Origin of the sequence: Schlesneria sphaerica, from assembly GCF_044336245.1 — a bacterium.
Classification (GTDB): Bacteria; Planctomycetota; Planctomycetia; order Planctomycetales; family Planctomycetaceae; genus Schlesneria; species Schlesneria sphaerica.
This window is the reverse complement of the sequence record NZ_CP172346.1, coordinates 5,356,249-5,380,584: the sequence shown is the minus strand read 5'-3', so window position 1 is coordinate 5,380,584 and position 24,336 is coordinate 5,356,249. Positions and strand designations below refer to the sequence as shown.

The following is a 24,336-nucleotide window of genomic DNA, read 5'->3' as shown; positions in this document are numbered from 1 at the left end:
GAGAGGCACTCCCACCGGGTTTATCCGTCGTGAAACGAAAAATCCGTTCAGCACGCCCCATGGGTCGCACAGGTTGCCCGGTCTTCCCGGCTACCTGAGTGCGAAGCACAAGAGGTCCCCACCGAAGCAAATTCGTCATTGCGGCAAAACGGCAACTTGCTGCACGCAGACGCCCGGTCCCCTGCAATGACGCCGCTCCTCACGCCGCTTTGCGGGTCGCGGCAGTCGCCTCGTCCTCCGTTGACAGCGGGTAGCACAGGTTGCCCGGTCCGCCGGGCTACCTGTGTGCGAAGCACAAGAGGTCCCCACCGAAGCAAATTCGGCATTGCGGCAAAACGGCAACTTGCTGCACGCAGACGCCCGGTCCACTGCAATGACACCGCTCGTCACGCCGCTTTGCGGGTCGCAGCAGTCGCCTCGTCCCCCGTTGACAGCGGGTAGCACAGGTTGCCCGGTCCGCCGGGCTACCTGTGTGCGAAGCACAAGAGGTCTCCACCGCAGCAGATTCGTCATTGCGGCAAAACGGCAACTTGCTGCACGCAGACGCCCGGCCCCCTGAAATGACGCCGCTCGTCACGCCGCTTTGCGGATCGCAACAGTCGCCTCGTCCCTCATTGGCAGCGGGTAGCACAGGTTGCCCGGTCCGCCGGGCTACCTGTGTGCGAAGCACAAGAGGTCCCCACCGCAGCAAATTCGTCGTTGCCGCTCGTCACGCCGCTTTGCGCGTCGCAGCAGTCGCCTCGTCCCCCGTTGGCAGGCTGAGAATCTCGGCGGGAACTTCAGCGATCGCGGGACGCCGGCGGCTTCGCAGGAATGGTGCTTCACAGTACAGGTAGAACGGATAACAGCAGAGCACCGTTAAACCGACACACAACAAGTCCGCAATAATCGAACCTTGAACCCCGCCAAGCCTGAGAACGCTGCGCCAACTTTCCGACGCCTGGTTGTGCAGCAGATAAACCGAATACGACATGGCTCCCAGTACGCAAAGCCCCTGATAAGCGTAGTTGGCCAGCGATCCCCCGGCGGCGCGAGGCGCGGGTTCCGTGAGATCAAGCGATTTCCCCGCCCACAGCGCCACCGCGAATCCGACGGCAAACACAAGTCGTTCCACCTCGTACCCCGCCGCAGTGACCGCCAGAAACGCGATTCCCAGTCCGGCGACGAGGGCTCCCGAAATCCATTGCTCGCGATGTCGGAAGAGGCTTGCCGGGGTCAACCCATTCTTCAGCAGCGCATGAACGGCAACCCCCAGAGCAAACCAGGACCAGAACGGGATACACGATCCCGTGTTCATCACATGGAATTTCCACACAGGATGATAGAAAGTGGCGAGCGACACGGCGGTCAGAGCTGCGGCGAGCCACAGCGACCAGCGAGGCCGCAGCAGCCCTAAGGCGACGATCAGGTAGAACTGAAACTCAATCCCGAGAGTCCAGTAGGCCCCGTTCACGCTGCCGAACCGTCCGAAAAACAGGCCGAAACGCTGATCGAAGATCTGTGTCAACGACGCGATTTTGACCCAGTCGAACCAGTTGTAATGGCGGAACCGGGACGTGTTGACCGCCCCCCATTCCCCCGTCACCAGCGCCTTGAGCAACTCTGTTCCGAAGTGGGCCGCAATGATCACCGCGATCGAAAGCCAGAACGTGGGATAAATGCGTCGGGCACGCTGATACAGAAAGTTGCCAAACGACTGACCGTGTTTCTGAGCACGTCCGAAGGCGGTCGCCAGACAGTACCCCGAGATCACGAAGAACATCGGGACCGCGCGATCCCCCGCTTTCAGCAGCGAGTGCAGGAACGGGAATGCGTGTTGAAATGCCTCGGAAAACGAAAAGTGAAATACAAAGACCCAGACGGCAGCCAGACCCCGCAACGGTTCGATCAGGTGATAACGGAGTTGAGTTGGTGCCTTCAACAGGTTGTCCCCCGTAACCGATGGTTCAGAGTCGCGTATTGATGAGGCAAATCAATACCTGCATCAAGCTGGAAATGCGGTCATCTGCACAGACGTATCATTGGTTAAAGAATTCACCCGGATTTGTCGGTTACGACCGAACCAAACGGGAAAGACTGCGTCAGAACTTTTCTTCGGCGTCGAGTTTGCCGAAAATGACGCGAAAGCGGCGTGCCGTTACACTTTGCCAGACCGGCAACCCTGCAGGCACTGACCGGCAAAATGCTGCACTGAACAGACTCGAAAACCACCGGGGTGAATCCCACGCCGCAACCCGCACGACGGGCGGTTCGACATCTTGCTTCCGGTGGGTTACAGTTTTCGTGGCTGGGTTTTCTTCCGCGTGACCTCTGGCCTGACCGTTTCTTGACCGAATTTTTGACCGAGATGACGATGATCGACGCCTCCGGACCTGATTTCACAAAGACTGAACTGATTCCCGTGATCGCCCAGGATGACGCGACGGGCGATGTCCTGATGCTGGCGTATATGAATGCCGAGGCATTTGCTGAGACGCTCAACACGGGGCGCGTCTGCTACTACAGCCGCAGCCGCAAGAAGTTATGGCGAAAGGGCGAAGAGAGCGGGAATGTTCAGGAATTGAAAGCGCTCTTCTATGACTGCGACGCAGACACCCTGCTTGTCAAAGTGAACCAGATCGGCGGCGCCGCATGCCACGAAGGCTTTCGCAGCTGCTTCTTCCGCCAGATCGATCCTCAATCCAGGTCGGTTTCCATTGTCGGTGAACGAGTCTTCGACCCCAAGTCGGTCTACAAGAAATAGACATCGCTGCATTCGGCAATCCGAGTGATTTCGAAGGTTGCTTGGTCCCCTGCGTTATATAATCCTGTTCGTGCTGAACAGTGTACCGATTTCCTTCTGAGCTAGACGAACCTTCCATGTCAGACAAGTTGATTAAACTGGGTATCCCTGCCGGCAGTCTTCAGGAAGCAACGGCAGAACTCTTCAAAAAAGCGGGCTATACAATCAAGTTCTCGTCGCGATCGTACTACCCCGAGATCGATGACACGGAAATTGAGTGCATGCTGATCCGCGCCCAGGAAATGGCACGCTACGTCGAGCAAGGAGTCCTCGACGCGGGCATCACCGGACATGACTGGGTGATCGAAAACAACTCTGACGTCCACGAAGTCTGCGAGTTGATGTTCTCTAAAGTCAGCCGCCGCCCGGTCCGCTGGGTGCTGTGCGTTCCTCAGGACTCCCCTGTTAAAACGGTCAAAGACCTGCAAGGAAAGCGGATCGCCACCGAGGTCGTCGGACTGACCACGCGATACCTCGAAAAACACGGTGTCACCGCACAAGTCGAATTCTCGTGGGGGGCCACCGAAGTCAAGCCACCCAAGCTGGCCGATGCCATCGTCGAAGTGACCGAAACCGGCAGTTCTTTACGAGCCAACAACTTGCGCATCGTCGAAGAGGTGATGCAGAGCACCACCCGTTTCATCGCAAATAAGAACGCCTGGAAGGACGATTGGAAGCGCGACAAACTCTCGAACATCTCGCTGATGCTGCAAAGCTGTCTGGCGGCCGAAGGTAAAGTCGGACTGATGATGAATGTGCGCCGCAGCGATCTGAGCGCCGTCATCCGCGAATTGCCCGCTCTGCAGAAACCAACGGTCGCCTCGCTGTCCGATCCCGATTGGGTCGATGTCAACACGATCGTCGATGAATCGTTCGTCCGAATGATCGTTCCACGACTCAAGGCCGCAGGTGCCAAGGGGATTGTCGAATACCCCATTAACCGGATTATCGACTGACCGTCGCGGACCTCGCGCCACACCGGCAAGTCGCGGCCTTTTAACACCTGAGAGAGTCTGCTCTGATGTCGAACGAGCCAGCTTCGCCGCGACCTGCTGTCAACACCCCCAAACTCCAATCCCTGATCTTCCTTTTGATGATCGGAGGGATTGTTGCATACTCGGTGTGGCAAGATCAGCGATCAGCCAAACCCGTCTCGGTCAACAGCGACACAGACGCTGCCGTAACGCTGAAGAGTCTCTCTCCGAAGGCCGATGTGGACCTGCATAAAGCGTCGTACGTCCCCGACGAAGATGAACCGACACTCCCGGCCGTCACGCCGGAATCGGGTGCTGCCGACAAAACCCACTCCGACGAGCCGTCGACCGCCAGACAGGGAGCGGCGAGCGAGGTACCAGCCAAGACCAATCCCGACCGGGCCGGTTCACCTCGTGCCCCTCCCGCAGGCCGCGCGGGAGAAGCGACCGGAAAGCCGGGTCCCCTATCAGAGATTCGCTCCAACCCGAACGGCCGCTCTCAGGCCAAGCCTCCCAAGCAGGAAGACTCCGCCCGCCAGAAGCCCAATGACAATGAGGTCACGTATCTCGTCCCCAACCAGACCATCCGCAACCTGAATAATCGTGTGGTCTTCAAAGGGACGGTCGACCTGAAACCGACCCTCGATCGCATCGAACGAGGGGAATCACACCAACATCGGAACGACGGAGCCGTCTTCCAGAACCGCGAAAGCCGACTCCCCCGCAAGCCCTCAGGGTACTACAAGGAATACGTCCACCCGACGCCGGGCGAAAATGGCCCCGGTCCACAGCGGATTATCATCGGCAAACAAGGCGAAGTCTGGTACACGGCTGACCACTACAAATCATTCAAGAAGATCAAGTAGCGGCAACCGGTACGAACCACGCGCGAGTACTTCCTTCCTCGCACATGCCCGAGACTGTTTGAGCCCCATTCTCGACTGCGGTCCGTGCGCAGGGACACGGCGTCCGCGGATCCGATCCGGCAGCGATCACGGGTCCCGTAGCAATCCCTGTTCTTGCAGCAACCTGGGGGCAGTCCCCCCAAACGACATTACGCGAGAATCGACGAGATGACTTTCGCCTCTTCCACACCCGTCAGTCGTGCGTCCAGCCCCTGAAACTTGTGCGTGAATCGTTCGTGATCGATCCCCATGACGTGCAGCAACGTCGCGTGGAAATCACGGACATGAACTTCGTCCTGCACGACGTTGTAGCCGAACGGACAGGTCTCGCCGTAGACGGTCCCTCCTTTGATCCCGCCCCCCGCCATCCACATGCTGAAGCACCGGGGATGATGATCGCGACCGTAATCCGTCGCCGTCAGTTTCCCTTGCGAGTAGTTCGTGCGACCAAACTCCCCTCCCCAGATCACCAGCGTGTCATTCAGCAATCCCCGCTGCTTGAGATCCTGCAGTAACGCGGCAGCAGGCTGGTCGGTCTCGCGGCATTGAGTCCGAATCCCGTTGGGCAATCCCCCATGCTGGTCCCACCCCTGGTGGTAAAGCTGGATGAACTTCACCCCCCGCTCTGCCAGCCGACGCGCCAGCAGGCAATTGGCGGCAAAGGTCCCCGGCTGCTTTGCATCGGGGCCGTACAAATCAAAGATGTGTTGCGGCTCGGACGAAAGATCGGTCACCTCCGGAACACTCGCCTGCATCCGGAACGCCATTTCGTACTGAGCGATGCGCGTATTGATCTCGGCATCGCCGGTCGCCGCCAACTCGAGTTCGTGCAGGTCGCGCAATCGATCGAGCATGTTCCGGCGGCTGGCCGGGTCGATCCCCGGGGGATTATTGAGATAGAGCACGGGCTCTTTCCCGGAACGAAACTGCACGCCCTGATAGTTTGAAGGGAGGAACCCCGTCCCCCAGAGCCGTGAATAGAGCGGCTGGTCTGTCTTCCCTTTGGTGATCAGCACTACAAACGCCGGCAGATTCTCGTTGTCGCTCCCTAAACCGTAGGAGAGCCAGGCACCGATGCTCGGACGACCGGAGATCTGGTTACCGGTCTGCAGAAACGTGATCGCCGGATCATGATTGATTGCCTCGGTCGACATGGAACGGATGATCGCCATGTCATCCACGACTTTCGCCGTGTGCGGCAGCAGTTCGCTCAGCCAGGCTCCAGATTGTCCGTGCTGAGCGAACTTGAAGATGGAACCTGCCAGCGGGAGCGAAGCCTGATTTCCCGACATCCCCGTCAACCGCTGTCCATTCCGGACAGAATCGGGCAGTGGCTCTCCCTGGCGTTCGTTGAGCACCGGTTTGTAGTCGAACGTCTCCAGTTGTGACGGCCCGCCACTCTGGAAGAGATAGATCACCCGCTTGGCCGCAGGAGGATGATGCGTGGCGGCGAGGGCTCCCCCGGCCGCCGCTGCCGATCGCGCGCTTCCCATGAGGTCGGCAAGAGCGATTCCGCCGAGCCCCATCCCCATCCGGGACAAAAGTGCCCGGCGAGACATTGCGGACGGCGCAGCGGGGTCCGCCAGTAGAGACGTAGCGTTGTTGATCGTGAAGTCGTGCATCGGCGGGCTTCTCGCGATTGATGGCCGTTTCCAGGTCCCTGCGACACAGTCGGCGTCGACTCATCCAATTATGCCGCTCTGTCCCTCAACCGTCGATGATCGGCCACAAATTCGGCCTGCTGACGGAGCGTCTGTACGGCCCCATCCCCGTCCTGCAGGCATGCTTTACGCCACAAAATGTCCCACGTGAAAGACCGCATCAGGAAGACTCGATCAGGAGCTGACGCCCCGCGAACAGGTTACATGACGAACTCTCGGCCCGCCTACGCCAACCCGAAGTTGCACCAACCCGTAAAAGCACCGCGCATCGCGAACGTGACAACAGTCTCGGCACATTGGCCCCGAGCAGGTGACCGCCCTGCGGGCAATGCCCCTCGGTCACAACCGCAATCCTCGATTTTCCGGGATCGAGTCCCGCGAAATTTGAAAAAAGAGACGATCCGGCAGATTGCTTCGCTGACCTGTCGCAGACCGTTCGATACAATCCGGGCATCATGGCAGGAAATTCATTCGGTCAAGCGTTTCGAGTTACAACGGCAGGCGAAAGCCACGGTCCGGCAAACGTTGTCATTATTGACGGCGTCCCCCCCGGCATCCCGCTGTCTGTGGAGGACCTGCTCGTCGATCTGAACCGACGTCGCCCCGGTCAAAGCCACATCGTCACGCAGCGGGACGAATCGGATACGCCCGAAATCCTGTCCGGGGTCTTCGAGGGCCGGACAACGGGAACCAGCCTCGCCATTCTGATTCGGAATCAGGATCAGCGCAGCAAAGACTACGGCAATATCCAGAACGTCTACCGTCCCGGACACGCCGACTTCAGTTTTGACGCCAAGTACGGGTTCCGGGACTACCGCGGTGGCGGCCGCTCCAGTGCGCGGGAAACGACCGTCCGCGTCGCCGCCGGGGTCGTCGCCAAAAAAATTCTGCAGCAGGCCTTCGACGGACGTGTCGTCGGCTATGTCACTCAAGTCGGAGATGTGAAGGCTCAGATCGCCGATCCGGCCAGCCTGACGCTGTCCCAGGTCGAAACGCTCCCCTCGGGCGAGCCCAACATCATCCGCTGTCCCGACCTGAACGCGGCGACTCGCATGATCGAACTGATCGAGCAGATTCGCAAAGAAGGAGATTCGATCGGAGGAGCCGCAGAGATTGTCGCCATCAATGTCCCCGCGGGACTCGGCGAACCGGTCTTCGACAAGATCAAAGCCGACCTGGCCAAAGCCCTGTTCAGCCTCCCCGCCGTCCTGGGCGTGGAGTACGGAATCGGGTTCGGCTGCGTCGGCATGCGCGGCAGCCAGCACAACGACCACTTTGTTCCCTCCTCGTCCCCCACTGCCACCGGCCCGGCCCGCATCACCACGGAGACAAACCGGCACGGAGGCATGCTGGGAGGAATCACCACCGGCCTCCCCATCATTCTGCGCGCCGCCGTCAAACCGACCAGCAGCCTGCCGATCGAGCAGCCAACGGTCACGGCCCAGGGCGAAAAGACCACCGTCCGGACGAAAGGACGCCACGACCCCTGCCTGCTCCCCAGGTTCATCCCGATGGCAGAAGCAATGGTCGCCATCGTCATCGCCGATCACTGGCTCCGCTGGCAAGGCCAGAACGCCGGCCGCGTCCCGCGAACAACGGCCAACGAGTAGCACCAGCCCCCAAGCTCTACTCTGCCCAACCAGCCCCAGCGATCTCCTTGGATGACCGATCCAAGTTTGCCGTTTCAACGCGCAGCGGAGAAACGGCAAGCGGTACGAACGGCCAGCAGCGCCACCGGCTGGTAGAAACCGACTCGAAAGCAAGTGGTGGCACTTGACTCCGCGACGTCCCCCCTTCATCATAGCCGTCCCGCAATTTCAAGCCGAAGTGGCGGAACCGGCAGACGCGCTGGATTCAAAATCCAGTGTCAGCAATGACGTGTGGGTTCGAGTCCCACCTTCGGCACTATACTACGAAAGGACTTACGTCAAATTGATGTGAGTCCTTTCGTCTTTTCTGGAACCCGTTCCATGTATATTCCATGATCGGCTTCGAAATCATCCAGTTTCGCCGATTTTGAGATTTGGCGGGACAAACAGGTTTTTCACTGTCTCTTCGTAGCCCTTCGCCATGTTGACATAGTTCCGGGTCGTCTCCAGCGACTTGTGCTGCATCAGCCCCTGCAACTCGAACAGGTTCATCGTCGCCGCGTTCATGGTCGCGAAGCCCCGGCGTAGGTCGTGGAAACCATACCACCGGCCGAACTTGCCCCCCTTCGGCATCGGCGATCCATCCGCCAGCTTTGCCGCCGCTTGGATGATCTGGAATTCTGGCCAAAGGTCTCGCTTGTTCTGGTTCCAGGGGAAGACGTGAGAATCGAACGTGCCTGCTAATTGGGAAATGTGGGACAGGACCAACGGGTGAAGCGGAATCCGCTCCTCACGTTTCCCTTTGTTGCCCCGTACCTCGGCTCTCGTCACCGCCGTTCCCGCCTCCAGGTCGATATCTTCCCACTTCAACGCCATCAACTGCCCGATCCGCCAGCCCGTCATGTAGGCCGTGACGATCAGTCCACGCCACCAGACAGCCGGTTCCAGGTTGGGGATGCTGTATGGTCGTCGCGCCACGTTGCAGGCCGAGTAGATTGCGGCAAAATGTTCTGGTGGTACGAATGTCGGTAGCCGCTTCGGGAGTTTCAGGAATCGAATCTTGGGAACGGTCTGAATGATCTTCCATTCCTTCGCCACATTCAGGACGAGTCGGATATACCGCAGCTCCTTATTGATTGTGGCGGGGGATATCTTTTGGGGTTCCTGTTTTTCATCCCCCTTAGCCGAACGGCTTTTGCCGATCTGTTCCTGAAGCCGCTTTGCTACGAATGTGTCAATGAAATCCGATGTGATCGACGTAACCAACTTCGGTTTGGCCACCCGTTCAAAGTTACTGAGTGCAACTTCAACTGCGATCCGGGACGGTTCATCGAATCGAACGGCGATCTTACTGTCGTAATCCTCGCGGAACGCTTTCCACGCCGCCTTTGCCTTCTGACCGTACGTTCCCGTCACTAACTGGGAATGGATCGTGTCCGCCAGCTTGTTCGCGGCCGTCTTTCCGATCTTGCCAGGCCCGCAGGACTTCGTGCGTAGAATTCCGTCCGGGTCGTAGTGGGAGACGTACCAGGATGCCTTCTCCTCGCCCTTTGTCTCAACTTGCTTCTTCAGTTGATGAACCCAAGCCCGTTTATCCATTTGATCAACTCCGTTGAGACTCGATGAAAAGCGATGCTATCGAATCAACGGATTCAATCAAACGGCAAACACGGACGGAACCCCTCCCCTTCGAGAGAAGCCCCGCCCGTTGAGAATCTGATTTGCTGCAGGTTGTAAAAGATCAATTCAGGCCAGCCGGGTTGTCATTCGTCGTTCAGGTGCTCGTCCAACTTCTTTAGGTCGTTCGCATCCTGCCAGGCATCGTCAGTTGTTCCCATAGCCGCCGCCATGATAATTAGCTTCAACGAGGCGATCTTTGCCTGCACTTCATCCATGTCTTCCTTCGTATATGTCCCGTCGTCGCTCGGCGCGATGCTTTTACTGATCTTTACGTCGATGCTGGAAAGACTGTAGACCAGTGCCCATGAATATCCGTCATCACTGACAGCGAATTCTGGCTCGCTTAGTTCAAAGGGTTTCAGGCGGTCCCGAACCATCGACACTTCGCGTTGCGATCGTTCATCATTCGAATATCCATCGTTTCCGAACACGATCATTCCGTCGTCAACCGGAAGCACCCCGCGATGCTGGGTCATGTGGAACTTTCCGACATAATTTGCCGCAATCGTGGCTGCAGGCGTTTCACTGTCCGTCATTGCTTGAATCCTCATCAGGATGTCTGGTTCAAGAAAGCCCCCGCCAGCATCGCCAACGGGGGCGTGATTCAGTTCACATTCTCACCGCCGTTGCGGCATCATTCCTCCACCAGTTCTTCCCATTGGGTTATACACCCAAGTTTTTTTGCCGTGTCCGCAATATCAACATGAGTATCGACCACAACATTTCGGTTAAGGTCGAGGATGTAGTGTTCGCCAAGGTTATCTAAATCTCCTTGACTGCGGCTCGCTTTCAGTTTCCGGTCGTCTCCAGATAACTTCCTGTTGATCCGCTGAATCATCGCACGCTTGCTCACTTGAGATTTCTTGATTGCCTTCTTTGTACTGGTCATAGTTTTCTCCGTGCCTTATCCAGTTTGATTGAAGAACCGCATGGAAACATACTAGCACCGCAAGCACACGAGTCAATGAGCAAACGTGAAAATGAGTGTCAGGCGCACGGTAAGATCGAAAGTGTCCTTCACTCCGTCAGGCGTTCCATGATCCATTCAACGCCGTCGGGGTCGTCAGTCTCGAGCTTTTCCAGTTCCTCAACGATCAGTCTGAGCACCCGATGTCTCTCGACCTGCTGAGCCAGGCTGGCTTCCACTTCTTCGATGGTCACGCTACTGCCTCCTCTTCTGATGAGACGTTGACCAGGCTGGCGATCAGATCCAAGTCCCGATCGTCAGGCACTGCCTCAATCGCTTCAGCCGCGCTCAGCATCAACGCGGACTGTTCCCGCAGCCATTCGCCTACCTGAGACGGGAGAGGCTTCCGCAGGTCGAATTCTCCCTTCAGTGCGTACCATGAATAACTGAGGGTCGCCGCTTCCTCGTTCGTCGCTGGTCGGAACCCGTCTTCGTCCTGATCTTCCTCGGTTTCCGCCATGACGAACGATGTGAACCCGGAATGCTCGAGTAGAACATCCTCCGTTACGGAGTCCGCCGCCTGATCAATCAGGTCGGTCGTCGGTCGGGTAATCTTGTCCAGACGATAGGCCAGTTTGTTTTCGATAGGCTTCATTGGATCGCTCCTGCTGGGGTGTTATGTGGGTCGTGTCAGATCCATTCAGCATCGACGATCAGGAACGTCCTGCCGTCTCGCTCAAATGGCGGACTGGAATTGGAACTACTGCCGGGAGAACTCGATCCTTCTGCGACGATCCCGATGGAATGAATCGTCCCGGATGTTGGCGTCGTCCCCCGGACGAACGATCTCCACGATTCTTGCCGTTCGGGAATCTCTGCCGACCATGATGTCGACGCGACAGCCAAGCGCCTTTGCCAGCGATTGTGCGGCACGTTCTGCACGCCTTTCGCAGTCATATTCGATGCCGTCGACGAACCACGATTGGCGAGTGTGGTACTTGTCCAGAAACTCAACCGCCTTCTTGGTCAGCACCAGAACAGCCTCCTCGTCACCGAACTGACCGAGCTTGCGAACCGCTTTGACATGACTGGGACATGACAGGAACTTCCTCACGAGGTGTGCTGAGTTAGGCTGATCCGGTTCCTCCGTCAGTTCGCAGTTGCAGGCGTAGCAGCGGGGGAACGCGGCCAGGAGTTCACGGCGCAGTCGTTGCTTTACTCTCTGTCTCATGGGGTCACCGTCCCTTCTGCTGGCTGGTCGGCCAGTTTGGGATCGGTCACGGAATCAGCACGCCGCAGGCTGATCGTCCATTGGCGGGGGATGCGAGCCAGGTCATAGCGGGGTTTGTTGGCCCGGTTTGCGGCATCTTCAGCCGCCCGGAACGTCAGGCCCGCTTGAACGCACGGAGGGAAGTCAGCCGGGTCTGCTGGTCGATCCTGAGGGGAGATGCCAGACAGGATTACCACCGATCCCCGATTGGTCAGAACGGCCCACCGTCGCTTTCTCCTACTGATGTCGCTCTGGTTGTAGAGCAGCACATACTGCCCGGCCAGTTCCATACCGAGTTCATCGGTGACGCTGGGGGGAACGTCGCGTGAATTGGCGGGTTCCCAGCTCACATTCTGAATCGTGACAGTGCCGCAGGTCGGGGAGTCCTTCCAGTATGACGGCCGCTTGGCTTTCATCCGCTCGATCGATTGTTCCGCCTGCTCCACCGTAATCGGGGTTTGATGGACGATCGTCGCAGCATCATTGATCGTCGTCGTGGTTGGCTCGTCGTCCAAGACGTGGCCCGTAAAGTCCGGACGTTCCGCAGCGTGAAAAACGGGTGTAAGCGTCGCCATGAATGAGACTCCCTTGTGAGAAAGGCCAGGCACCGAGCGCAACGGTAGCGCTGATGTCGTGCTGGTACGTGAAAACACCGTGTCTAGAACTCGCGGTCGACCTGAAACGTCTTTGCGTTCCGGTCAGTGAGAATGAAACGACCCCCGCCGATGCCTGTAACCACACAAGACATTTCGACGGGGGTCGATGATCTGATTCTGATTGTTCGGTCGCGAGTGTTGTCGCTCGCTGCTGTCTTGTGTGGTAGGCGAGAAAGTAAAAAGAAAAAACGTCGTTGTCAACCAGTTCTTACAAAAAGTCGAACAAAAAAACATTACGGCATGGTTAACCACTTCGTTCATCGCTTTAATCTGGGCATGGCACGCGAAGAACACTCCCCTGAAAAGTTTGAGGCCATCGCCAAAGAACTGAGCGATGCCGCTGCCGTATTGAGTGATCTCGCTGAGACTCTTCGCTCGCACAAGATGCCCCATGTTCTGATTCATGGGTCGACGAATGAGAACTTTCACCTGCCAGCAGTTCTCGACTGGGTCGGCAAGACGAATATCGATTCACGAACCCAGCTACGTGCATGGCTGAACGGGATTCAGTCGAAGGCTGAGCTTCAGAGGAAGTACAACGACCGGAAGCGGAAGGCCGCAGCCAAGAGGCCCCCGAAACGACCTGGGACGTGATCGCCGGAAACTGTCGCTAACATTAGCGGCAGTTTTTTCCCCATCGCCGGGAAACTGTCGCTGAATTCGTCGACGGTTTTCTCTACACGCCACCCCATCGACGTGACCCCAATTTTGTCACCTTTTGGTGACAAAACCGTACAGGTAAACCACTGAACAAGTCGTCCCCAATTGGGGACTCACCCCGGCAGTGATCGCTCCACAATCCTGTGGAACGTCGACCACTTGATCCATATTCTTGTGGAGCAAGCCCCCCGATTTGGTTCAGACTGCTATGAATCAAATATCGTTGCCAGCTCCTTACGGGTGTCGACAGGCTGTGGTGGACTTTTCGCTAATCTTTGCGAAAGGTCGTCTTGGTCCGCTTTTGAGGGTGCTCGAGCACTCATCAGTTTTGGGGAGTGGTGATCCCTTCACTGTCGGCGTCATCCGATGACACCTTTAAAGGTAGTTCCAAAGGTCTCCCCAAAGGTGGTAACCGTTTCCACCTTTCAAGAGCCACGCGGTTTTCCACGGAAATGTGGACAACTCAATCACCAGCATGGTTCCCCCCCCCTTGAATGGAAGTACCTGAGAGCAGGTCGATTCACAGATCCGTGATCAGTCGTGGGGATCTCGAACGCCACCGCAGCACTCCCCTTTTAGGGTGAGTGGTTTTTCCAAGGGGGAAACGAGGCAATCCCACCACCGACAGCACCATCTCACCGTTACTAAAACTATTAACGGCTCCCCCTTGAAGGGGATCGGCGGAAGTGTCGCAGGCCAGCACCCGGACGGTTGAGAAACTTATCAACCGTTGGGGATCAGGTCGATGTAACGCTGATGTAACGGAAATTGCGTTACATTTGTTGCGCTGGTCGGCGCGATACTCGGAAAAAGCCTCTGCTTTGCAGAAGGGTTTCGAGAACCCTCACCGCCAGGTCCTGCTGGGATCACCGATCGAAAATGTAACCAAAAGGTGACAAAAATCGGTTCCCGGCAAATTTACCGGAATCAGCACCGAACGCGATAAACGCGATTTCCACCCCTGAGATTTCCGACGATGATTCTATCGGGGGGATCAGTCGGAACGCGGGAGAAGTGATCCTCGCGAACCGTTGTCACTGAGACAAGGTGATCGGAAGGCGCAAATTCCCCCTACCCCGAAGTTTGGCTGATGTAGTATTACCCGGTTTGAAAAGTTCTGACAGATCAAACTGACGGGCACGAGCACCCGCTTGCCGTGTGTGAGTGCTGGAAGGACCCGCAGATGTTCTGCTCGCCGATTGTTCATTTGGGCGTCTTTGGAAGAATGCAATTGCTTGTCGTGTGGTTTCAGCGTAGCATGTTTTGAATTGCTGATGACGGTGGAATGCAACTACCGATTGTCAATTCGTGTGTATTTCTGAAGTGTGAGAGATGACGATTGATCCACAGCCTATCGCTTCCAATGAAGGACTGCGAGAATTTGGCATCGAATATCCCACACCGACTGGGCCAAGTCACTTTTGCAATCAAATGTTGATCCAAGGTGATTTAGATGTTGTTTACTTGCATTTTTTTCAACTTCGACCGCCAATCTTGCTGCCAAGTGCCACAGATGCAACCGGAACGCCACTCAAGGTTACCGCAGACCCAATGACCAGCGTCGTCATGAACTTTGCCAAAGCGGAACAATTTGCAGATTTGTTACAGAGACAAATTTCGGCGTTGAAGGAAATAAGAGATGCAAACACCTCAGACGCACAACTTGAAGCAAACTGATATCTTCTACAAATGCGTCATTGCTCGGCCATGCGAAGCAGACAATTTGCCGAATTATGCGATGATGCCATTGTCCCTCAGTGACACTTACCCAGTAATGGTGCCGCCTGTGGTCTGCCAAAATCTCTCCAACGTCGCAGCTGACAATTCCGGGCATAAAGTTCCAGGCAATGTGGGATCGTCCACCCCCGTTGATCCTCAACGGAACTGTCACAATTCGATCAACGAAGGATTTAAGCATGCCACCCAGCGAGTCTTAAACAAGAATCGCGAACTTTATCGCCGGTTGGCCTGATGCGGTATTTGACGGCGGATGAAGTCGTCGAGCTCCATAATCTCAGCATATCCGAATTTGGTGGTATAGCCGGTATACGTGATGAGAATCTTCTTCACTCGGCCATCGCCATGCCTTCCAGTGGCTTTGGCCGAGTTGAGTTTTACCCGAGCATCGAATTAAAAGCGGCATCGCTCTGCTTTTCGCTTATCAAAAACCACCCATTCACTGATGGAAACAAGCGAGTTGGGCACATGGCGATGGAAACGTTTTTGATTTTGAATGGATATGAACTGCACGCGAGTGTGGATGAGTCGGAACAACTGATTCTGGAAGTGGCCGCAGGTAATGTGGGCCGCGAACAACTCAGCGAATGGATCCGGACCCATATGATCCCGACCATCGAAGTCACTGCTTGGGTATGACTGGCGATCGTCCTTCCGCCAGAATCAACTTGGCTTCAACAGACTTGAAGCAATATCCGCACGATCTGCATTTGTGCCACCGAATAGGCCGTCGGCTTGATGTGACGGGACAGTCAGCCCCCCGGCATCGTCGACGCGGACACTGAATGACGTGGTACACGATCGGTCTCGGGTCGACTCGTTGGTCTCGTGGCATGGTCCCTCATCCAGGTCGTGAGCACCGATCTTTCGCCGGGTGATCCGCTCACTGTGGGACCACTCGGAACGAATCTTTCGGCACTCCGCTTCGATCTCTGCTGGTGATGGCAAGTAGATCGGCTTCCGTCTCCGCGTCAGTGGTTCCGCATTGGTGATCACCGCTTCAGCTTCCGCCGTGGTCGTGCAGGTCTCACTGGCCCCAATGGCGTTTCTCTCGTCGTCTGCCGTGCTCCACATTTCAAACACTCCCGGTGTCTCATTGTCTTCGTGCCCGCGTCATCGTGAACTGTATTGATCACATGTGAGAATCCGCCGCATTGCTTGCCGCGAACGATCGCCACGCATCGCAAGCCCCGTGTTCGTGATCGTCTCGGCATGGTGGTTTCGCTCCCTGAAAAATGTCGTGATCCGCTCCAGCCGATGGTCCAGATTTGTCACCAAAAGGTGACAAAAAGCGAGGCCGGCCACTCACTAAACCAGCCCCGCCCCCGACCTACGCCGGTCAGCTTCAGTTGTTCCCGATACACAATCCTGCAGTCGACTCGGAGCCGGAAACAGATACTCCTTCCGACTGCTTGGGGTTGAGTGCCTCATAGGCTTTCAACCGCTGGAACGCGACTTGGACAAACCAGTCGTGCAGGTCGAAGAAAAACGCAGATACAGGCGTGCTACGATCGCCACACGATTGAACGTGCGTCGTCATCAACGCGGCCCCGATGCAGCCGTCGCACCACCGTAAAACGTCCAGCAGTGCATACCGCTCCGGGTCGGTCTCATTCACGGCACGATAGGCTTTCTCGTCAGCAATCGCTGAGTTAATCCACTGGCTGAGGCAGCCCCTTGACGGGATCAGACTTGGGATCACAACGAGAGCATCGTCGGTGAGCTTGCCGACATTGACTTGGCGGGGTTCTTTCGACAGGTACATAGTTTCGATTCCTTGAAAGTGTGGGACTACCATTTCTTCAGTGGGCATTCAGCCGTTTTCATCGCCAATTTGTTCATCAAATGGTTCTTCAGTTCGCATCGACACCCGCACAACTTGCAGTGCTCGTCCTCGAATGATGGGCACGCCTGACAGATTGCCAAACGCTTCTTGATCAGTGCTTCACTGCTGCGGGGGAATCCGTTGAACGCATTCCACGCCCACGCCTTCCCGAAGTTCACGCCCTTAACCAGCAGGCTGGGAGCTTTCGCCATCGCCGCGTCCAGATCCTGCTGTTCCTGTGTGGGACCAGTGGAGCCGGGAGGGAATGGAACCACCTCAAGCACCACCCCAGTTGCATCCTGCCGCGAGCACCGCCGCTGGATCTCTGAGAGAGCGTTGCGGATGAACTCCGTCCCGCTGCCGTGATATGTCGACGTGTGCTTCAGGATCGTTTCTGCGAGCTTAAACTTGCCCTGCCGTCTTGCCGCATCGGCAACGTGCAGACTGTTCCGCAGCGACTCCTCGGATCCGCCATGAGCGATGATTCCGTCGTTAGCTTCGTATATCGCGACCGCCTCATCGTATTCGCTCTGTTTCATGCTATCACCATGAGATAATTACGTCGTAGGTTGGGACGTTCGTAGTAGAGTGCCGGTAGTTGACCGACATTCCGTTGAATGGTCGAAGTCGGTTGAAGATGTACAACGCTTGCAACGTCAGCCCCGGACTGTAAATTGAAAAACCGCCTTCCATTGAGCACGCTAAGTGGTCGGTCTGAATCGTGTAAAAATTATTCCCGATCCGCCGCTGCCATGTTGGTATCCCGAACGTGGTCCCCTGCCACGGAACTGTTATCACTGACCCGTCTGGGAATGGTGTTCCGGTCGTCGTTAGCGTGATTGTGGTTCCCGCTCCCGGCACTGGAATTGTGCAAGGCCCCTCACCCGATGAACTGCTCGAACTGGGACAGCAGGGACAGTCGCTAAATGTGATCGTTTCGCCGGGATTCGGCACCTGATACTCCTTCCGCAATGTGGCGAGCACATCGCCCGCCGTTGAATTGAAAATGCGTGCCCTCGATGCCCAGCGCGCCCGCTGTTGAAAGGTTTTGGCGTCATCTCGATAGGCTGGATGGCGGATGTGTCGGAAGCTACAACACTTGAGCGGCAATCGCGTGCCGAATTGGGATGGGTCAGTGTCGATCGGTGGTCAGAGTTTTTCGGGGTCGCAGAGATGCGTCTCCTCGATCTCGCGTCGTTCCACCTTCTGTGCCTCGAACAGCCGATCCAGTTCCAGCCGCCGCTGGTCCAGCGTCTGAAGTTCGGTCTCGAGTCTCACAGCCCTTGCTGAAATCACCGCGTCAGCCCCTGTGGTCAATCGGTTCTGACAGTCATCGTAGGCGTGCTTTGTATGCTTGATCTGCTCTGTGAGAGACTGGTGTTCCCGTGCCCGATCAGCACAGCGCCGCTCCAGCTCCCCGATCTTGGCAAGTGCCTCTGGGTGACGACAGCCCTTGATCAATTCAGCCCGTGCCGCCTTACCATCGGCCACCCGCTTTTGTGCGTCCGACGTTCCACACTGGTGGGTGTAGATCTGCTGGTTGAACTCTTCAATCACCTGATCCCGCTGTTTCACCAGATCGCCAATATCCTTCGCACGCTGGGTGATCTCAGCTTGTGCGTCTGCGACCAGATCCATCTTCCGCCGCAGATCCCGCCGACGATCGATCGACAGCTTGAACTCCTCCAGATCCGCGACAGTCAGGCCGCTTTGCTCCAGATCCTCGTAACTCACATCCTCCGCACGAACGTAGGCCCCGATAACCTGCTGCCGCAGCAGTTCCCGCTGTGCCTTTCGTGTTGACTCCTCTTGAAGTAGCTTGTCCCGAAGTGTCGTTCCGTTATTCATGGTCGCATCCTTTCCATTGAGATGCAGCTAAAGTGCGATCGCCCGGAATTGGGTCGCTCGCTGGTTTACTGAGAGTTACAGGGTCGTGCCCCGTGTCGCTGGCCCAAAGTTCGAGAAGTCGTCGCGGTGGCTCTGACTTCGAAATCGCGCTCAGTGGCAAGTGCTTCATCGATTGAATTTCGTCGCTGACCGCCGCGAGATACTGCCACGGGTCGCTGTAATCGAAGTAGTCCCACGCCAGCAATTGGACTAGCGGCAGCCGCAGCTTCGTTGCCTCGATCAGTCGGCCTGAAACGTGCATCGCCAACCGGATGAATCGCCAGTCGTGATGAACCCACTTCGGACGATCCGCGTATTCTGGAAGGGTGCCTGGATCGGCTTCGGTGTCTTCCTTGAAAACCTGAAATTTCGTCTCTTGTCGAACGTAGGGATGGCTTACGCACCAGTGCGGAAAGCACCCGATACAGTGCGCCAGTTCGTGCCCCGCGACTTGCAACAGCCGTGAGTACCAGCCGTCGTAATCGTCGCTCGATGATGGGGGATCATCACGCAGGCAGAATGCAGGCCCGATGCCTCGCCACTGTGGCCCGATCTGTGGACGCAAGGTGTCGGCCAGGTCCTGAGAAGTGATCCCGCACAAATTGTCATGCCATCGCAGGCCGATCTCATTCTCACCCAGCACATACAACCGTTTGCACTTCGACTCCCTCAACTCGTGCCGGATCATTGGCTTCAGCGTGTCGATCAGCTTCTGTCGCTCCCGTGCCCACGAGAAACGCCAGGGTCGCACGATCTTCGGTGCGGGACGCTCATACGCCTTGATCCATTTCCGCTCGCCCGTGTCTGGGTCTAGCCATAGGATCCTTCTATAAGGGTTTCGTTTCAGCATGGCTTACCTCTCTTGAATTCGTCTGGTTGGGGTCAGTTGCCGGTCGTATGATGGTCGCGGGTCCCATTGGGTGGGTGTTGGCATGTAACTGCTAAACGACCTCTCCCGAACCGGGTTTTTATTTAAGTTCTCGCCGATAATGAGTAAGAGTCAGTGCGCTTGGGGTGGGGGTGACATTTGCAATCACGGACGGTCTCGTGTGCAGTAACAAGTGATGTAGGACCGACAGGAACCTATCCTTCATGGTCCCGCCCCCTCATGCCGCAGGATCACCTGCCCGTCCCGTCGAACCTCGATCGATTGCTTCGATGTTGTGTGATCAGGTCCGATGTTGACCTCGTTGCGGTTCTCGATCAGTAGCCGTGGTGGCGCTGGTCCGATCGTCGGTTGGTGGTCGCAACAGCCGATCGCCCAGCACCATGCCACCAGCACCAGCAGCAATGCCCATGACCATGATCGCTGTCTCATCGGGTAACGTCCTGTTGATAGGCATTGCGGAGTGCCGCACGCTGTGCAGGTCGTAATGAGTCTGGCTTCCAATTGTGTGCGATGAGCCAAGCATCAAAGTCCATGTGCATCCCTGATAGCTGGTCCGCCTTCAATGCTGCCGTTGGGACCTCGGGAACGGCATAAAGTTTTCTCGATGTGGTCATCTCAGATAACTCCATGTGGGTTAATGATCTCGTCCTCGTCGTCAGACTCTTCCTCGTCAGTCCCGAATGCGTCATCAAGCATGTCGGCCAGGTCCATCAAGAAAGTCCGGCTCTCCGATCGGAGCACGCTATTGCCGCTCCAGCAGCGAACGTCGCAGGTGGGGAGCAGGGCTTCCGCAGTCATGCTGCGAGCAGCGCGATACCGTTCGATCTCCGGTGTGCATCCGGTCGCCACGATCACCAATTTCGCCGCGAAGTCATCAAACTCCGCTGGCTCCGTCGCTTCGTTCAAGTGTGCGAGCAATTCCCGCATTATCGGCCCGCTGGGTGTGTCTCGATTCAAACTGTGCTCCTTGTTCAAACTCACTTTGTTGCGAAACCTCGCTGGTCGCTACGCCCCGGTTTCCCGGAGTCGCTTCCGGTGTGAACCCCACCCTCTGGTGTGACCGTCATCGTCGAGCCCCTTTGAATCTTCGCGAGGATCGCCCCTGCCGCGTTCCGTTTGCTTTCCCGATGTTGATCATTGGCTTCGTTTGCCCGGTCTCATCAGAGACGTTCATCCATCGGCACCGCTGACAGTTCCATCTGCCGGACTGGGGTTTGCTTGATATCTCGCCGCAGCCGCTGCATTTTGGCGGGGTCATGGCTTCCCCTTCGGTTTGAATAATCCCTCGAATCCGGCGATTGAATCACCAGGGGAATGCCTGTCGAGAAGGTAGTCGCGATATGCTTTTCCAACCGGACCACGGTCTAGGATCGTTCGGTTCTTGGCTTCCGATTCCGAGAACTTCAGCCGACCGTCTGCGGCCAGGTACAACGTCAGTTCGAACTTCGCGGGGTCGTCCTCCCAGTTCTTCGCGAACGACTCAAGCCATTCATCGAAACTGATCCCGGTCCCGAGTTGCTCGTGTAATCGTCTCGCATCGACGACAGCGATCATCTGACCGTTGACTCGGAGTTGTTCCGGTTCGATTTGTACGTGCGTCTTGTTTGCCATGCTTCTTTCCTTCGGTTAGTTGTTAATTACCACACCTGCTCATCTGCTTGATAAATTCCCGTAATCGTTTGGCGTGCGGCATCGATCCGCATTGGGATGATTGCTCGCTGAATTCCACGGCTGCGGTTCTTGGCTTGATAGACTCGAAACTCGCCAGGGTCGTGATAGTTCGGGTCGGCCTTCGCAGGCCACTGGCAAAACAGGACAATGTCCGCGTCTTGTTCCAGTTGGCCAGAATCACGCAGATCGCTGAGTTGTGGGGTCGCTGACTGTCGTCCCTCGATCGCTCTTGAAAGTTGAGCCAGCAGGACGACTACGATCTCGTGTTTCATCGCGGCCCGCTTGAGCCGTGTCGAGACGTCGCTTACTTGCTCGTACTTACTTGCTCCAGCCCCCTTCAACAGTTGAGCGTAGTCCACAACCGCGATCTTGATCCCGTGCCGTCGAACCGCTGCGGAAATGGCCCGTTCTGCAACGTCAACCGATCCGCATGTCTCAGCGATCAACAACGGAGCCCGGCCGTTGAAATGTTGTCTTGCCTCGAATTGCAGTCGCTCAACGTCATTCGACCACCCATGAACGTCTGTCGGCATGATCCGCTGAATCGTCCGTCTGGCGAGCGATATCGCGCTCATTTCTTCGCTGATGATCAGCACCGGCACCCCGTGCCCGGTCGCGTTTTCAGAAGTCTGCAAGCCGATGAGCGACTTACCTTGACCGGGTCGACCGCCGACGATGATCAACTCACCCAAGGCCATCCCGCCAATTGCGTCGTCGATCTCTGGAATCCCTACGCGCATCGTTTCTGCCGTGCCAGCAGCGAGGCTTGCGAGATACTCGTCAACCGCATCAGACATTGACTTTTCGCGTCGATACCCAACTTGAGGAAGATCCTCAGCGATCCGCAACAGGTTCGCCCGAAGCCCCTCGATGCTCGATTCCGATTCAGCGAGCTTTCGAAGGTCCTCAAGCCCCTTCTGAAACTTTCGCAACGCCCCCTTGTTGTTGATGATCCCGACCCACTCGGAAACATGCTCGGAACCAAAGCACTCGGCTTGATCCATCAGTTCCAGTAAGTAGGCGAGGCCCTCGGGTAGTTCAGACAGCTTGCCCGATTCCGTCAGACGGTCGCAGACTGTCGCAGCATCAACTGGACGCTGTTCGCTGGCAAGTTCAGCCATTGCTGACAGGACAGCCCGGTTTGCATCGCTCACAACCGCAGATCGATCCAGCTCACAAACCACGTCACGCAGTTCAGAGAATCGAACCAGCGCCGTCCCAACCAGCAGTTTCTCGGCATAGTCCGCCCGAATGACTCCCCGCTCCAGTGGGATCTGCCATTGTGCAGCGCCGCGTCTTGTACGTGCCTCGCTCATTGGATGATCCCTCCCAGCGAATTCGTGCGGATCTCAGACAGGGGGACAATTCTCGGGGTCGTGGAGTGATTTTGTCGTTGAACTGAACCACGTGACTCAAACGCGACACCCTGCCATCCGTTCGCCATCGCAGTTTCGATTTTCTCGATAGCCACACTCGCGCCGTGCGGAGCCAGTTTCTTCAGCGTGAGGTTCGCTGACAGTTCCGTCAGTGGTTTCTTCTCGTCCCGGCGATAGTCGGCCCACGCTTTGAATGCTTGCCTGAAAGGTGGAGTATCGAGCGAAGCGGGGATCTCGGCTGACAAAGGATCGAATGCGGCTTTGGTCGCCTTTGGTGGCTTCGTTTTCTTCAGTTTGGAGCCACCCTCTGTATTAGGTATAGGAATAGGAAGAATGTTTGCCCTTTGCCCCGTCACTTTGTCCCCGTTGCCACGTAAAAAATACGTGTTATCCGCCTCGTATTCTGATTCAACGCCATTTGCCACGTCTTTTTTACGTGTTATTCGCCGCGAATCATCGAACCCCTCATCGGTCGGATTGTCATCAATCCCGCTTGCGTGAGGTGGAATTACCACGAAGTAGCGGCCAGCTCGCCCACGGCATCCAGGCTCGTAATTGAGCCATCCAGCGTCGACGCATTTGATCCTCGCCCGTGCGAGTGACTTTTGACTATCGACGCCCACTATTGGCATCAATTGGCCATCAAAAAACGTCACCGCACGACGATAGCCTGCAGCGTCCTCTGTTGTTGCGATCGTCACCAGCAAGGCGAACCCGGTAGGCCCGATTTCTTGTGCTACGCAGGTTTTCGCCAGTAGCCGAATAAACTTCATTGCGAAGAATGCGGGGCGAGCCGGATAACGCCCAATGTCCGCAGGGGCACCACTCATGACACCTCCCCGGCGACACCGTACCGACGTAGCACCGCAGACAAGACTGATCCCAGCAGGACAGGCCCGCAAGCTGGTGAATCGTCTGAGACGCGACTACCAGACGCATCAAGCCCATGCCGTCGCCGCAGTCTGATTGACGCATCTTTCAAAATCGCCCGCACTCCGGGTGTGAGCCCGATGGCCGAGTCGACGACGACGCAGACAGGACCGTGCTTGACTACTCTCGGTAAGGTATTGCCGACAGCTCTTGATGTCCGTATCATGTGAATGTCCTCCCCGGACAAATGTTGATCAATGCGAACCCGACAGATTCAGCCCTGTCGGGTTTTCGCTCTAATTGGCCCGCAAATACGCCGCATGCAAAACCTGTCTTTGCAGTGGCGATAACTCCGAATGCCGCCATCCGTTCTGCAGCAACCAGGCACCGAACGACGTTGAGCCCACGGCACGCAATTCCGCTTGCTCGATTGTCTTGATTGCACCCTTCGTCAACTGCGGCACCGCGAATAATCGATCGATCATTAGTCAGTCTCCTCAAAACGAGTCCGTTAAATCCTTGGCTCAGACCGATTCCGCGCCAGGTACTGCAACAAGTCAGATCTCGTGTATCGGATGCGTCGACCGACGATCTGTGAAGCACCGATGCGGCCCCGGAGTCGTTCGTCACGAAGTTGATGCGGCTCCATGTCCACCAGCCGAGCCGCTTTCTGCTCAGAGAATGCGATCTGGTCGCCAAGCCGTTCTTCGTCGGTTTGGATCGCTGCGATGGTTTCCGCGACCACGGCCGCAATGACTGGCGCGAATGATTCGGGGTCGATGCTTACTTGCATGACGCGGCCTCGATCATTTCGCTTTCAAAACGCTCACTGTTAGCTTCGTCGCGCGACTTCGCGATCCGTAGAACCTTGCGAAGTAGTCTTGCCTCCGTCGTTATTGACGCGAGACGCTCCCTCACCACCTTAGTGGGGGGAATTTCAATAATCTGCGTGCTATCCATCGTCGTATCCTCTGTGCCAGTGCTTGTGACTGCTGAC

Annotated in this window: 30 protein-coding genes and 1 tRNA gene; 9 read left to right on the top strand and 22 right to left on the bottom strand. The window is 56.7% G+C overall.

The window, feature by feature from the left end; genetic code table 11:
* Window positions 1-709: 709 nt before the first annotated feature.
* Complete coding sequence (locus ACGY09_RS19520; protein ID WP_397569072.1) at window positions 710-1,921, bottom strand: acyltransferase family protein; 1,212 nt, start codon at window positions 1,919-1,921, stop codon at window positions 710-712.
* 432 nt (window positions 1,922-2,353) lie between these two features.
* Here ACGY09_RS19520 and hisI point away from each other — a divergent pair, with 432 nt between their 5' ends.
* From hisI to ACGY09_RS19505, 3 genes are all read left to right on the top strand, one after another.
* Window positions 2,354-2,743: a phosphoribosyl-AMP cyclohydrolase gene (gene hisI, locus ACGY09_RS19515; RefSeq protein ID WP_373653306.1), complete on the top strand. Its 390-nt coding sequence runs from the start codon at window positions 2,354-2,356 to the stop codon at window positions 2,741-2,743.
* A gap of 116 nt (window positions 2,744-2,859) precedes the next feature.
* Window positions 2,860-3,738, top strand: a complete 879-nt coding sequence (gene hisG / locus ACGY09_RS19510) for an ATP phosphoribosyltransferase (protein WP_397569071.1) — start codon at window positions 2,860-2,862, stop codon at window positions 3,736-3,738.
* A 65-nt stretch (window positions 3,739-3,803) separates the two neighbouring features.
* Window positions 3,804-4,622: a ribonuclease domain-containing protein gene (locus tag ACGY09_RS19505; protein WP_397569070.1), complete on the top strand. Its 819-nt coding sequence runs from the start codon at window positions 3,804-3,806 to the stop codon at window positions 4,620-4,622.
* Window positions 4,623-4,810: 188 nt separating this feature from the next.
* On the opposite strand, the gene ACGY09_RS19500 is transcribed toward ACGY09_RS19505, so the two are convergent.
* Window positions 4,811-6,220 carry a DUF1501 domain-containing protein gene (locus tag ACGY09_RS19500; protein ID WP_397571892.1) on the bottom strand — a complete coding sequence of 470 codons (1,410 nt, stop codon included), beginning with the start codon at window positions 6,218-6,220 and terminating at the stop codon, window positions 4,811-4,813.
* 557 nt (window positions 6,221-6,777) lie between these two features.
* Here ACGY09_RS19500 and aroC point away from each other — a divergent pair.
* Together aroC and ACGY09_RS19490 are read left to right on the top strand one after the other, a co-directional pair.
* Entirely contained in the window at window positions 6,778-7,932 is a 1,155-nt protein-coding gene (gene aroC, locus ACGY09_RS19495; protein ID WP_397569069.1) for a chorismate synthase, read from the top strand.
* A gap of 211 nt (window positions 7,933-8,143) precedes the next feature.
* A tRNA-Leu gene (locus ACGY09_RS19490) sits at window positions 8,144-8,227 on the top strand.
* 92 nt (window positions 8,228-8,319) lie between these two features.
* On the opposite strand, the gene ACGY09_RS19485 is transcribed toward ACGY09_RS19490, so the two are convergent.
* The 7 genes from ACGY09_RS19485 to ACGY09_RS19455 all read right to left on the bottom strand — a co-directional run bounded on the left by ACGY09_RS19485 (window position 8,320) and on the right by ACGY09_RS19455 (window position 12,343).
* Window positions 8,320-9,510 (bottom strand): tyrosine-type recombinase/integrase, encoded by a 1,191-nt coding sequence (locus ACGY09_RS19485; RefSeq protein WP_397569068.1) that lies wholly within the window; start codon window positions 9,508-9,510, stop codon window positions 8,320-8,322.
* Window positions 9,511-9,674: 164 nt separating this feature from the next.
* Window positions 9,675-10,127, bottom strand: a complete 453-nt coding sequence (locus ACGY09_RS19480; protein WP_397569067.1) for a hypothetical protein — start codon at window positions 10,125-10,127, stop codon at window positions 9,675-9,677.
* Between the two features lie 98 nt (window positions 10,128-10,225).
* Window positions 10,226-10,480, bottom strand: coding sequence for a hypothetical protein (locus ACGY09_RS19475; protein ID WP_397569066.1), 255 nt, complete (start codon window positions 10,478-10,480; stop codon window positions 10,226-10,228).
* A gap of 128 nt (window positions 10,481-10,608) precedes the next feature.
* A complete protein-coding gene (locus tag ACGY09_RS19470; RefSeq protein WP_397569065.1) occupies window positions 10,609-10,752 on the bottom strand; it encodes a hypothetical protein in 144 nt (47 codons plus the stop codon).
* Complete coding sequence (locus tag ACGY09_RS19465) at window positions 10,749-11,153, bottom strand: hypothetical protein (RefSeq protein WP_397569064.1); 405 nt, start codon at window positions 11,151-11,153, stop codon at window positions 10,749-10,751. The genes ACGY09_RS19470 and ACGY09_RS19465 overlap by 4 nt, the downstream gene beginning before the upstream one ends.
* 105 nt (window positions 11,154-11,258) lie before the next feature.
* Entirely contained in the window at window positions 11,259-11,729 is a 471-nt protein-coding gene (locus tag ACGY09_RS19460; RefSeq protein ID WP_397569063.1) for a hypothetical protein, read from the bottom strand.
* Window positions 11,726-12,343: a hypothetical protein gene (locus tag ACGY09_RS19455; protein ID WP_397569062.1), complete on the bottom strand. Its 618-nt coding sequence runs from the start codon at window positions 12,341-12,343 to the stop codon at window positions 11,726-11,728. The genes ACGY09_RS19460 and ACGY09_RS19455 overlap by 4 nt, the downstream gene beginning before the upstream one ends.
* A 321-nt stretch (window positions 12,344-12,664) precedes the next feature.
* On the opposite strand from ACGY09_RS19455, the gene ACGY09_RS19450 reads away from it, so the two are divergent.
* The 3 genes from ACGY09_RS19450 to ACGY09_RS19440 all read left to right on the top strand — a co-directional run bounded on the left by ACGY09_RS19450 (window position 12,665) and on the right by ACGY09_RS19440 (window position 15,460).
* Window positions 12,665-13,018 (top strand): hypothetical protein, encoded by a 354-nt coding sequence (locus ACGY09_RS19450; RefSeq protein WP_397569061.1) that lies wholly within the window; start codon window positions 12,665-12,667, stop codon window positions 13,016-13,018.
* A 1,398-nt stretch (window positions 13,019-14,416) separates the two neighbouring features.
* Window positions 14,417-14,761: a hypothetical protein gene (locus ACGY09_RS19445; RefSeq protein ID WP_397569060.1), complete on the top strand. Its 345-nt coding sequence runs from the start codon at window positions 14,417-14,419 to the stop codon at window positions 14,759-14,761.
* A 294-nt stretch (window positions 14,762-15,055) separates the two neighbouring features.
* Window positions 15,056-15,460: a type II toxin-antitoxin system death-on-curing family toxin gene (locus tag ACGY09_RS19440; protein WP_397569059.1), complete on the top strand. Its 405-nt coding sequence runs from the start codon at window positions 15,056-15,058 to the stop codon at window positions 15,458-15,460.
* Between the two features lie 24 nt (window positions 15,461-15,484).
* Here the strand turns inward: ACGY09_RS19440 and ACGY09_RS19435 are convergent, their stop codons facing one another.
* From ACGY09_RS19435 to ACGY09_RS19385, 11 genes are all read right to left on the bottom strand, one after another.
* A complete protein-coding gene (locus ACGY09_RS19435; protein ID WP_397569058.1) occupies window positions 15,485-15,895 on the bottom strand; it encodes a hypothetical protein in 411 nt (136 codons plus the stop codon).
* A 271-nt stretch (window positions 15,896-16,166) separates the two neighbouring features.
* The gene (locus ACGY09_RS19430; protein ID WP_397569057.1) at window positions 16,167-16,586 is read right to left on the bottom strand and encodes a hypothetical protein; all 420 of its coding nucleotides are present in this window, start codon (window positions 16,584-16,586) and stop codon (window positions 16,167-16,169) included.
* Between the two features lie 26 nt (window positions 16,587-16,612).
* Window positions 16,613-17,185: a DUF6171 family protein gene (locus tag ACGY09_RS19425; RefSeq protein ID WP_397569056.1), complete on the bottom strand. Its 573-nt coding sequence runs from the start codon at window positions 17,183-17,185 to the stop codon at window positions 16,613-16,615.
* A 610-nt stretch (window positions 17,186-17,795) separates the two neighbouring features.
* Complete coding sequence (locus ACGY09_RS19420; protein ID WP_397569055.1) at window positions 17,796-18,494, bottom strand: hypothetical protein; 699 nt, start codon at window positions 18,492-18,494, stop codon at window positions 17,796-17,798.
* Window positions 18,487-19,383 carry a hypothetical protein gene (locus ACGY09_RS19415; RefSeq protein WP_397569054.1) on the bottom strand — a complete coding sequence of 299 codons (897 nt, stop codon included), beginning with the start codon at window positions 19,381-19,383 and terminating at the stop codon, window positions 18,487-18,489. The genes ACGY09_RS19420 and ACGY09_RS19415 overlap by 8 nt, the downstream gene beginning before the upstream one ends.
* 240 nt (window positions 19,384-19,623) lie before the next feature.
* The gene (locus ACGY09_RS19410) at window positions 19,624-19,851 is read right to left on the bottom strand and encodes a hypothetical protein (protein ID WP_397569053.1); all 228 of its coding nucleotides are present in this window, start codon (window positions 19,849-19,851) and stop codon (window positions 19,624-19,626) included.
* On the bottom strand, window positions 19,848-20,036 hold the full coding sequence (locus ACGY09_RS19405; protein WP_397569052.1) for a hypothetical protein: 189 nt from the start codon (window positions 20,034-20,036) through the stop codon (window positions 19,848-19,850). The genes ACGY09_RS19410 and ACGY09_RS19405 overlap by 4 nt, the downstream gene beginning before the upstream one ends.
* Window position 20,037: 1 nt before the next feature.
* Window positions 20,038-20,379, bottom strand: coding sequence for a hypothetical protein (locus tag ACGY09_RS19400; protein WP_397569051.1), 342 nt, complete (start codon window positions 20,377-20,379; stop codon window positions 20,038-20,040).
* 297 nt (window positions 20,380-20,676) lie between these two features.
* Entirely contained in the window at window positions 20,677-21,033 is a 357-nt protein-coding gene (locus tag ACGY09_RS19395) for a hypothetical protein (RefSeq protein ID WP_397569050.1), read from the bottom strand.
* 26 nt (window positions 21,034-21,059) lie between these two features.
* A complete protein-coding gene (locus tag ACGY09_RS19390) occupies window positions 21,060-22,409 on the bottom strand; it encodes a replicative DNA helicase (RefSeq protein WP_397569049.1) in 1,350 nt (449 codons plus the stop codon).
* On the bottom strand, window positions 22,406-23,299 hold the full coding sequence (locus ACGY09_RS19385) for a hypothetical protein (RefSeq protein ID WP_397569048.1): 894 nt from the start codon (window positions 23,297-23,299) through the stop codon (window positions 22,406-22,408). The genes ACGY09_RS19390 and ACGY09_RS19385 overlap by 4 nt, the downstream gene beginning before the upstream one ends.
* Here ACGY09_RS19385 and ACGY09_RS19380 point away from each other — a divergent pair.
* Window positions 23,298-23,435, top strand: coding sequence for a hypothetical protein (locus ACGY09_RS19380; RefSeq protein ID WP_397569047.1), 138 nt, complete (start codon window positions 23,298-23,300; stop codon window positions 23,433-23,435). The two genes, ACGY09_RS19385 and ACGY09_RS19380, sit on opposite strands and share 2 nt — an antisense overlap.
* Before the next feature lie 200 nt (window positions 23,436-23,635).
* On the opposite strand, the gene ACGY09_RS19375 is transcribed toward ACGY09_RS19380, so the two are convergent.
* Window positions 23,636-23,824, bottom strand: a complete 189-nt coding sequence (locus ACGY09_RS19375) for a hypothetical protein (protein ID WP_397569046.1) — start codon at window positions 23,822-23,824, stop codon at window positions 23,636-23,638.
* Window positions 23,825-23,850: 26 nt separating this feature from the next.
* Entirely contained in the window at window positions 23,851-24,132 is a 282-nt protein-coding gene (locus ACGY09_RS19370) for a helix-turn-helix domain-containing protein (RefSeq protein ID WP_397569045.1), read from the bottom strand.
* Between the last annotated feature and the right edge of the window lie 204 nt (window positions 24,133-24,336).

Excerpts from the sequence above, each read along its gene's own strand:
- ACGY09_RS19485 (WP_397569068.1), bottom strand. The coding sequence starts at position 9,510 with ATGGATAAACGGGCTTGGGTTCATCAACTGAAGAAGCAAGTTGAGACA.
- ACGY09_RS19440 (WP_397569059.1), top strand. The coding sequence starts at position 15,056 with ATGCGGTATTTGACGGCGGATGAAGTCGTCGAGCTCCATAATCTCAGC.
- hisG (WP_397569071.1), top strand. The coding sequence starts at position 2,860 with ATGTCAGACAAGTTGATTAAACTGGGTATCCCTGCCGGCAGTCTTCAG.
- ACGY09_RS19460 (WP_397569063.1), bottom strand. The coding sequence starts at position 11,729 with ATGAGACAGAGAGTAAAGCAACGACTGCGCCGTGAACTCCTGGCCGCG.
- ACGY09_RS19430 (WP_397569057.1), bottom strand. The coding sequence starts at position 16,586 with ATGTACCTGTCGAAAGAACCCCGCCAAGTCAATGTCGGCAAGCTCACC.
- ACGY09_RS19455 (WP_397569062.1), bottom strand. The coding sequence starts at position 12,343 with ATGGCGACGCTTACACCCGTTTTTCACGCTGCGGAACGTCCGGACTTT.
- ACGY09_RS19395 (WP_397569050.1), bottom strand. The coding sequence starts at position 21,033 with ATGGCAAACAAGACGCACGTACAAATCGAACCGGAACAACTCCGAGTC.
- ACGY09_RS19500 (WP_397571892.1), bottom strand. The coding sequence starts at position 6,220 with ATGTCTCGCCGGGCACTTTTGTCCCGGATGGGGATGGGGCTCGGCGGA.
- ACGY09_RS19415 (WP_397569054.1), bottom strand. The coding sequence starts at position 19,383 with ATGCTGAAACGAAACCCTTATAGAAGGATCCTATGGCTAGACCCAGAC.
- ACGY09_RS19480 (WP_397569067.1), bottom strand. The coding sequence starts at position 10,127 with ATGACGGACAGTGAAACGCCTGCAGCCACGATTGCGGCAAATTATGTC.
- hisI (WP_373653306.1), top strand. The coding sequence starts at position 2,354 with ATGATCGACGCCTCCGGACCTGATTTCACAAAGACTGAACTGATTCCC.
- ACGY09_RS19410 (WP_397569053.1), bottom strand. The coding sequence starts at position 19,851 with ATGAGACAGCGATCATGGTCATGGGCATTGCTGCTGGTGCTGGTGGCA.
- ACGY09_RS19420 (WP_397569055.1), bottom strand. The coding sequence starts at position 18,494 with ATGAATAACGGAACGACACTTCGGGACAAGCTACTTCAAGAGGAGTCA.
- ACGY09_RS19450 (WP_397569061.1), top strand. The coding sequence starts at position 12,665 with ATGGTTAACCACTTCGTTCATCGCTTTAATCTGGGCATGGCACGCGAA.
- aroC (WP_397569069.1), top strand. The coding sequence starts at position 6,778 with ATGGCAGGAAATTCATTCGGTCAAGCGTTTCGAGTTACAACGGCAGGC.
- ACGY09_RS19445 (WP_397569060.1), top strand. The coding sequence starts at position 14,417 with ATGACGATTGATCCACAGCCTATCGCTTCCAATGAAGGACTGCGAGAA.
- ACGY09_RS19505 (WP_397569070.1), top strand. The coding sequence starts at position 3,804 with ATGTCGAACGAGCCAGCTTCGCCGCGACCTGCTGTCAACACCCCCAAA.
- ACGY09_RS19405 (WP_397569052.1), bottom strand. The coding sequence starts at position 20,036 with ATGACCACATCGAGAAAACTTTATGCCGTTCCCGAGGTCCCAACGGCA.
- ACGY09_RS19475 (WP_397569066.1), bottom strand. The coding sequence starts at position 10,480 with ATGACCAGTACAAAGAAGGCAATCAAGAAATCTCAAGTGAGCAAGCGT.
- ACGY09_RS19390 (WP_397569049.1), bottom strand. The coding sequence starts at position 22,409 with ATGAGCGAGGCACGTACAAGACGCGGCGCTGCACAATGGCAGATCCCA.
- ACGY09_RS19375 (WP_397569046.1), bottom strand. The coding sequence starts at position 23,824 with ATGATCGATCGATTATTCGCGGTGCCGCAGTTGACGAAGGGTGCAATC.
- ACGY09_RS19385 (WP_397569048.1), bottom strand. The coding sequence starts at position 23,299 with ATGAGTGGTGCCCCTGCGGACATTGGGCGTTATCCGGCTCGCCCCGCA.
- ACGY09_RS19380 (WP_397569047.1), top strand. The coding sequence starts at position 23,298 with ATGACACCTCCCCGGCGACACCGTACCGACGTAGCACCGCAGACAAGA.
- ACGY09_RS19370 (WP_397569045.1), bottom strand. The coding sequence starts at position 24,132 with ATGCAAGTAAGCATCGACCCCGAATCATTCGCGCCAGTCATTGCGGCC.
- ACGY09_RS19425 (WP_397569056.1), bottom strand. The coding sequence starts at position 17,185 with ATGAAACAGAGCGAATACGATGAGGCGGTCGCGATATACGAAGCTAAC.
- ACGY09_RS19465 (WP_397569064.1), bottom strand. The coding sequence starts at position 11,153 with ATGAAGCCTATCGAAAACAAACTGGCCTATCGTCTGGACAAGATTACC.
- ACGY09_RS19435 (WP_397569058.1), bottom strand. The coding sequence starts at position 15,895 with ATGTGGAGCACGGCAGACGACGAGAGAAACGCCATTGGGGCCAGTGAG.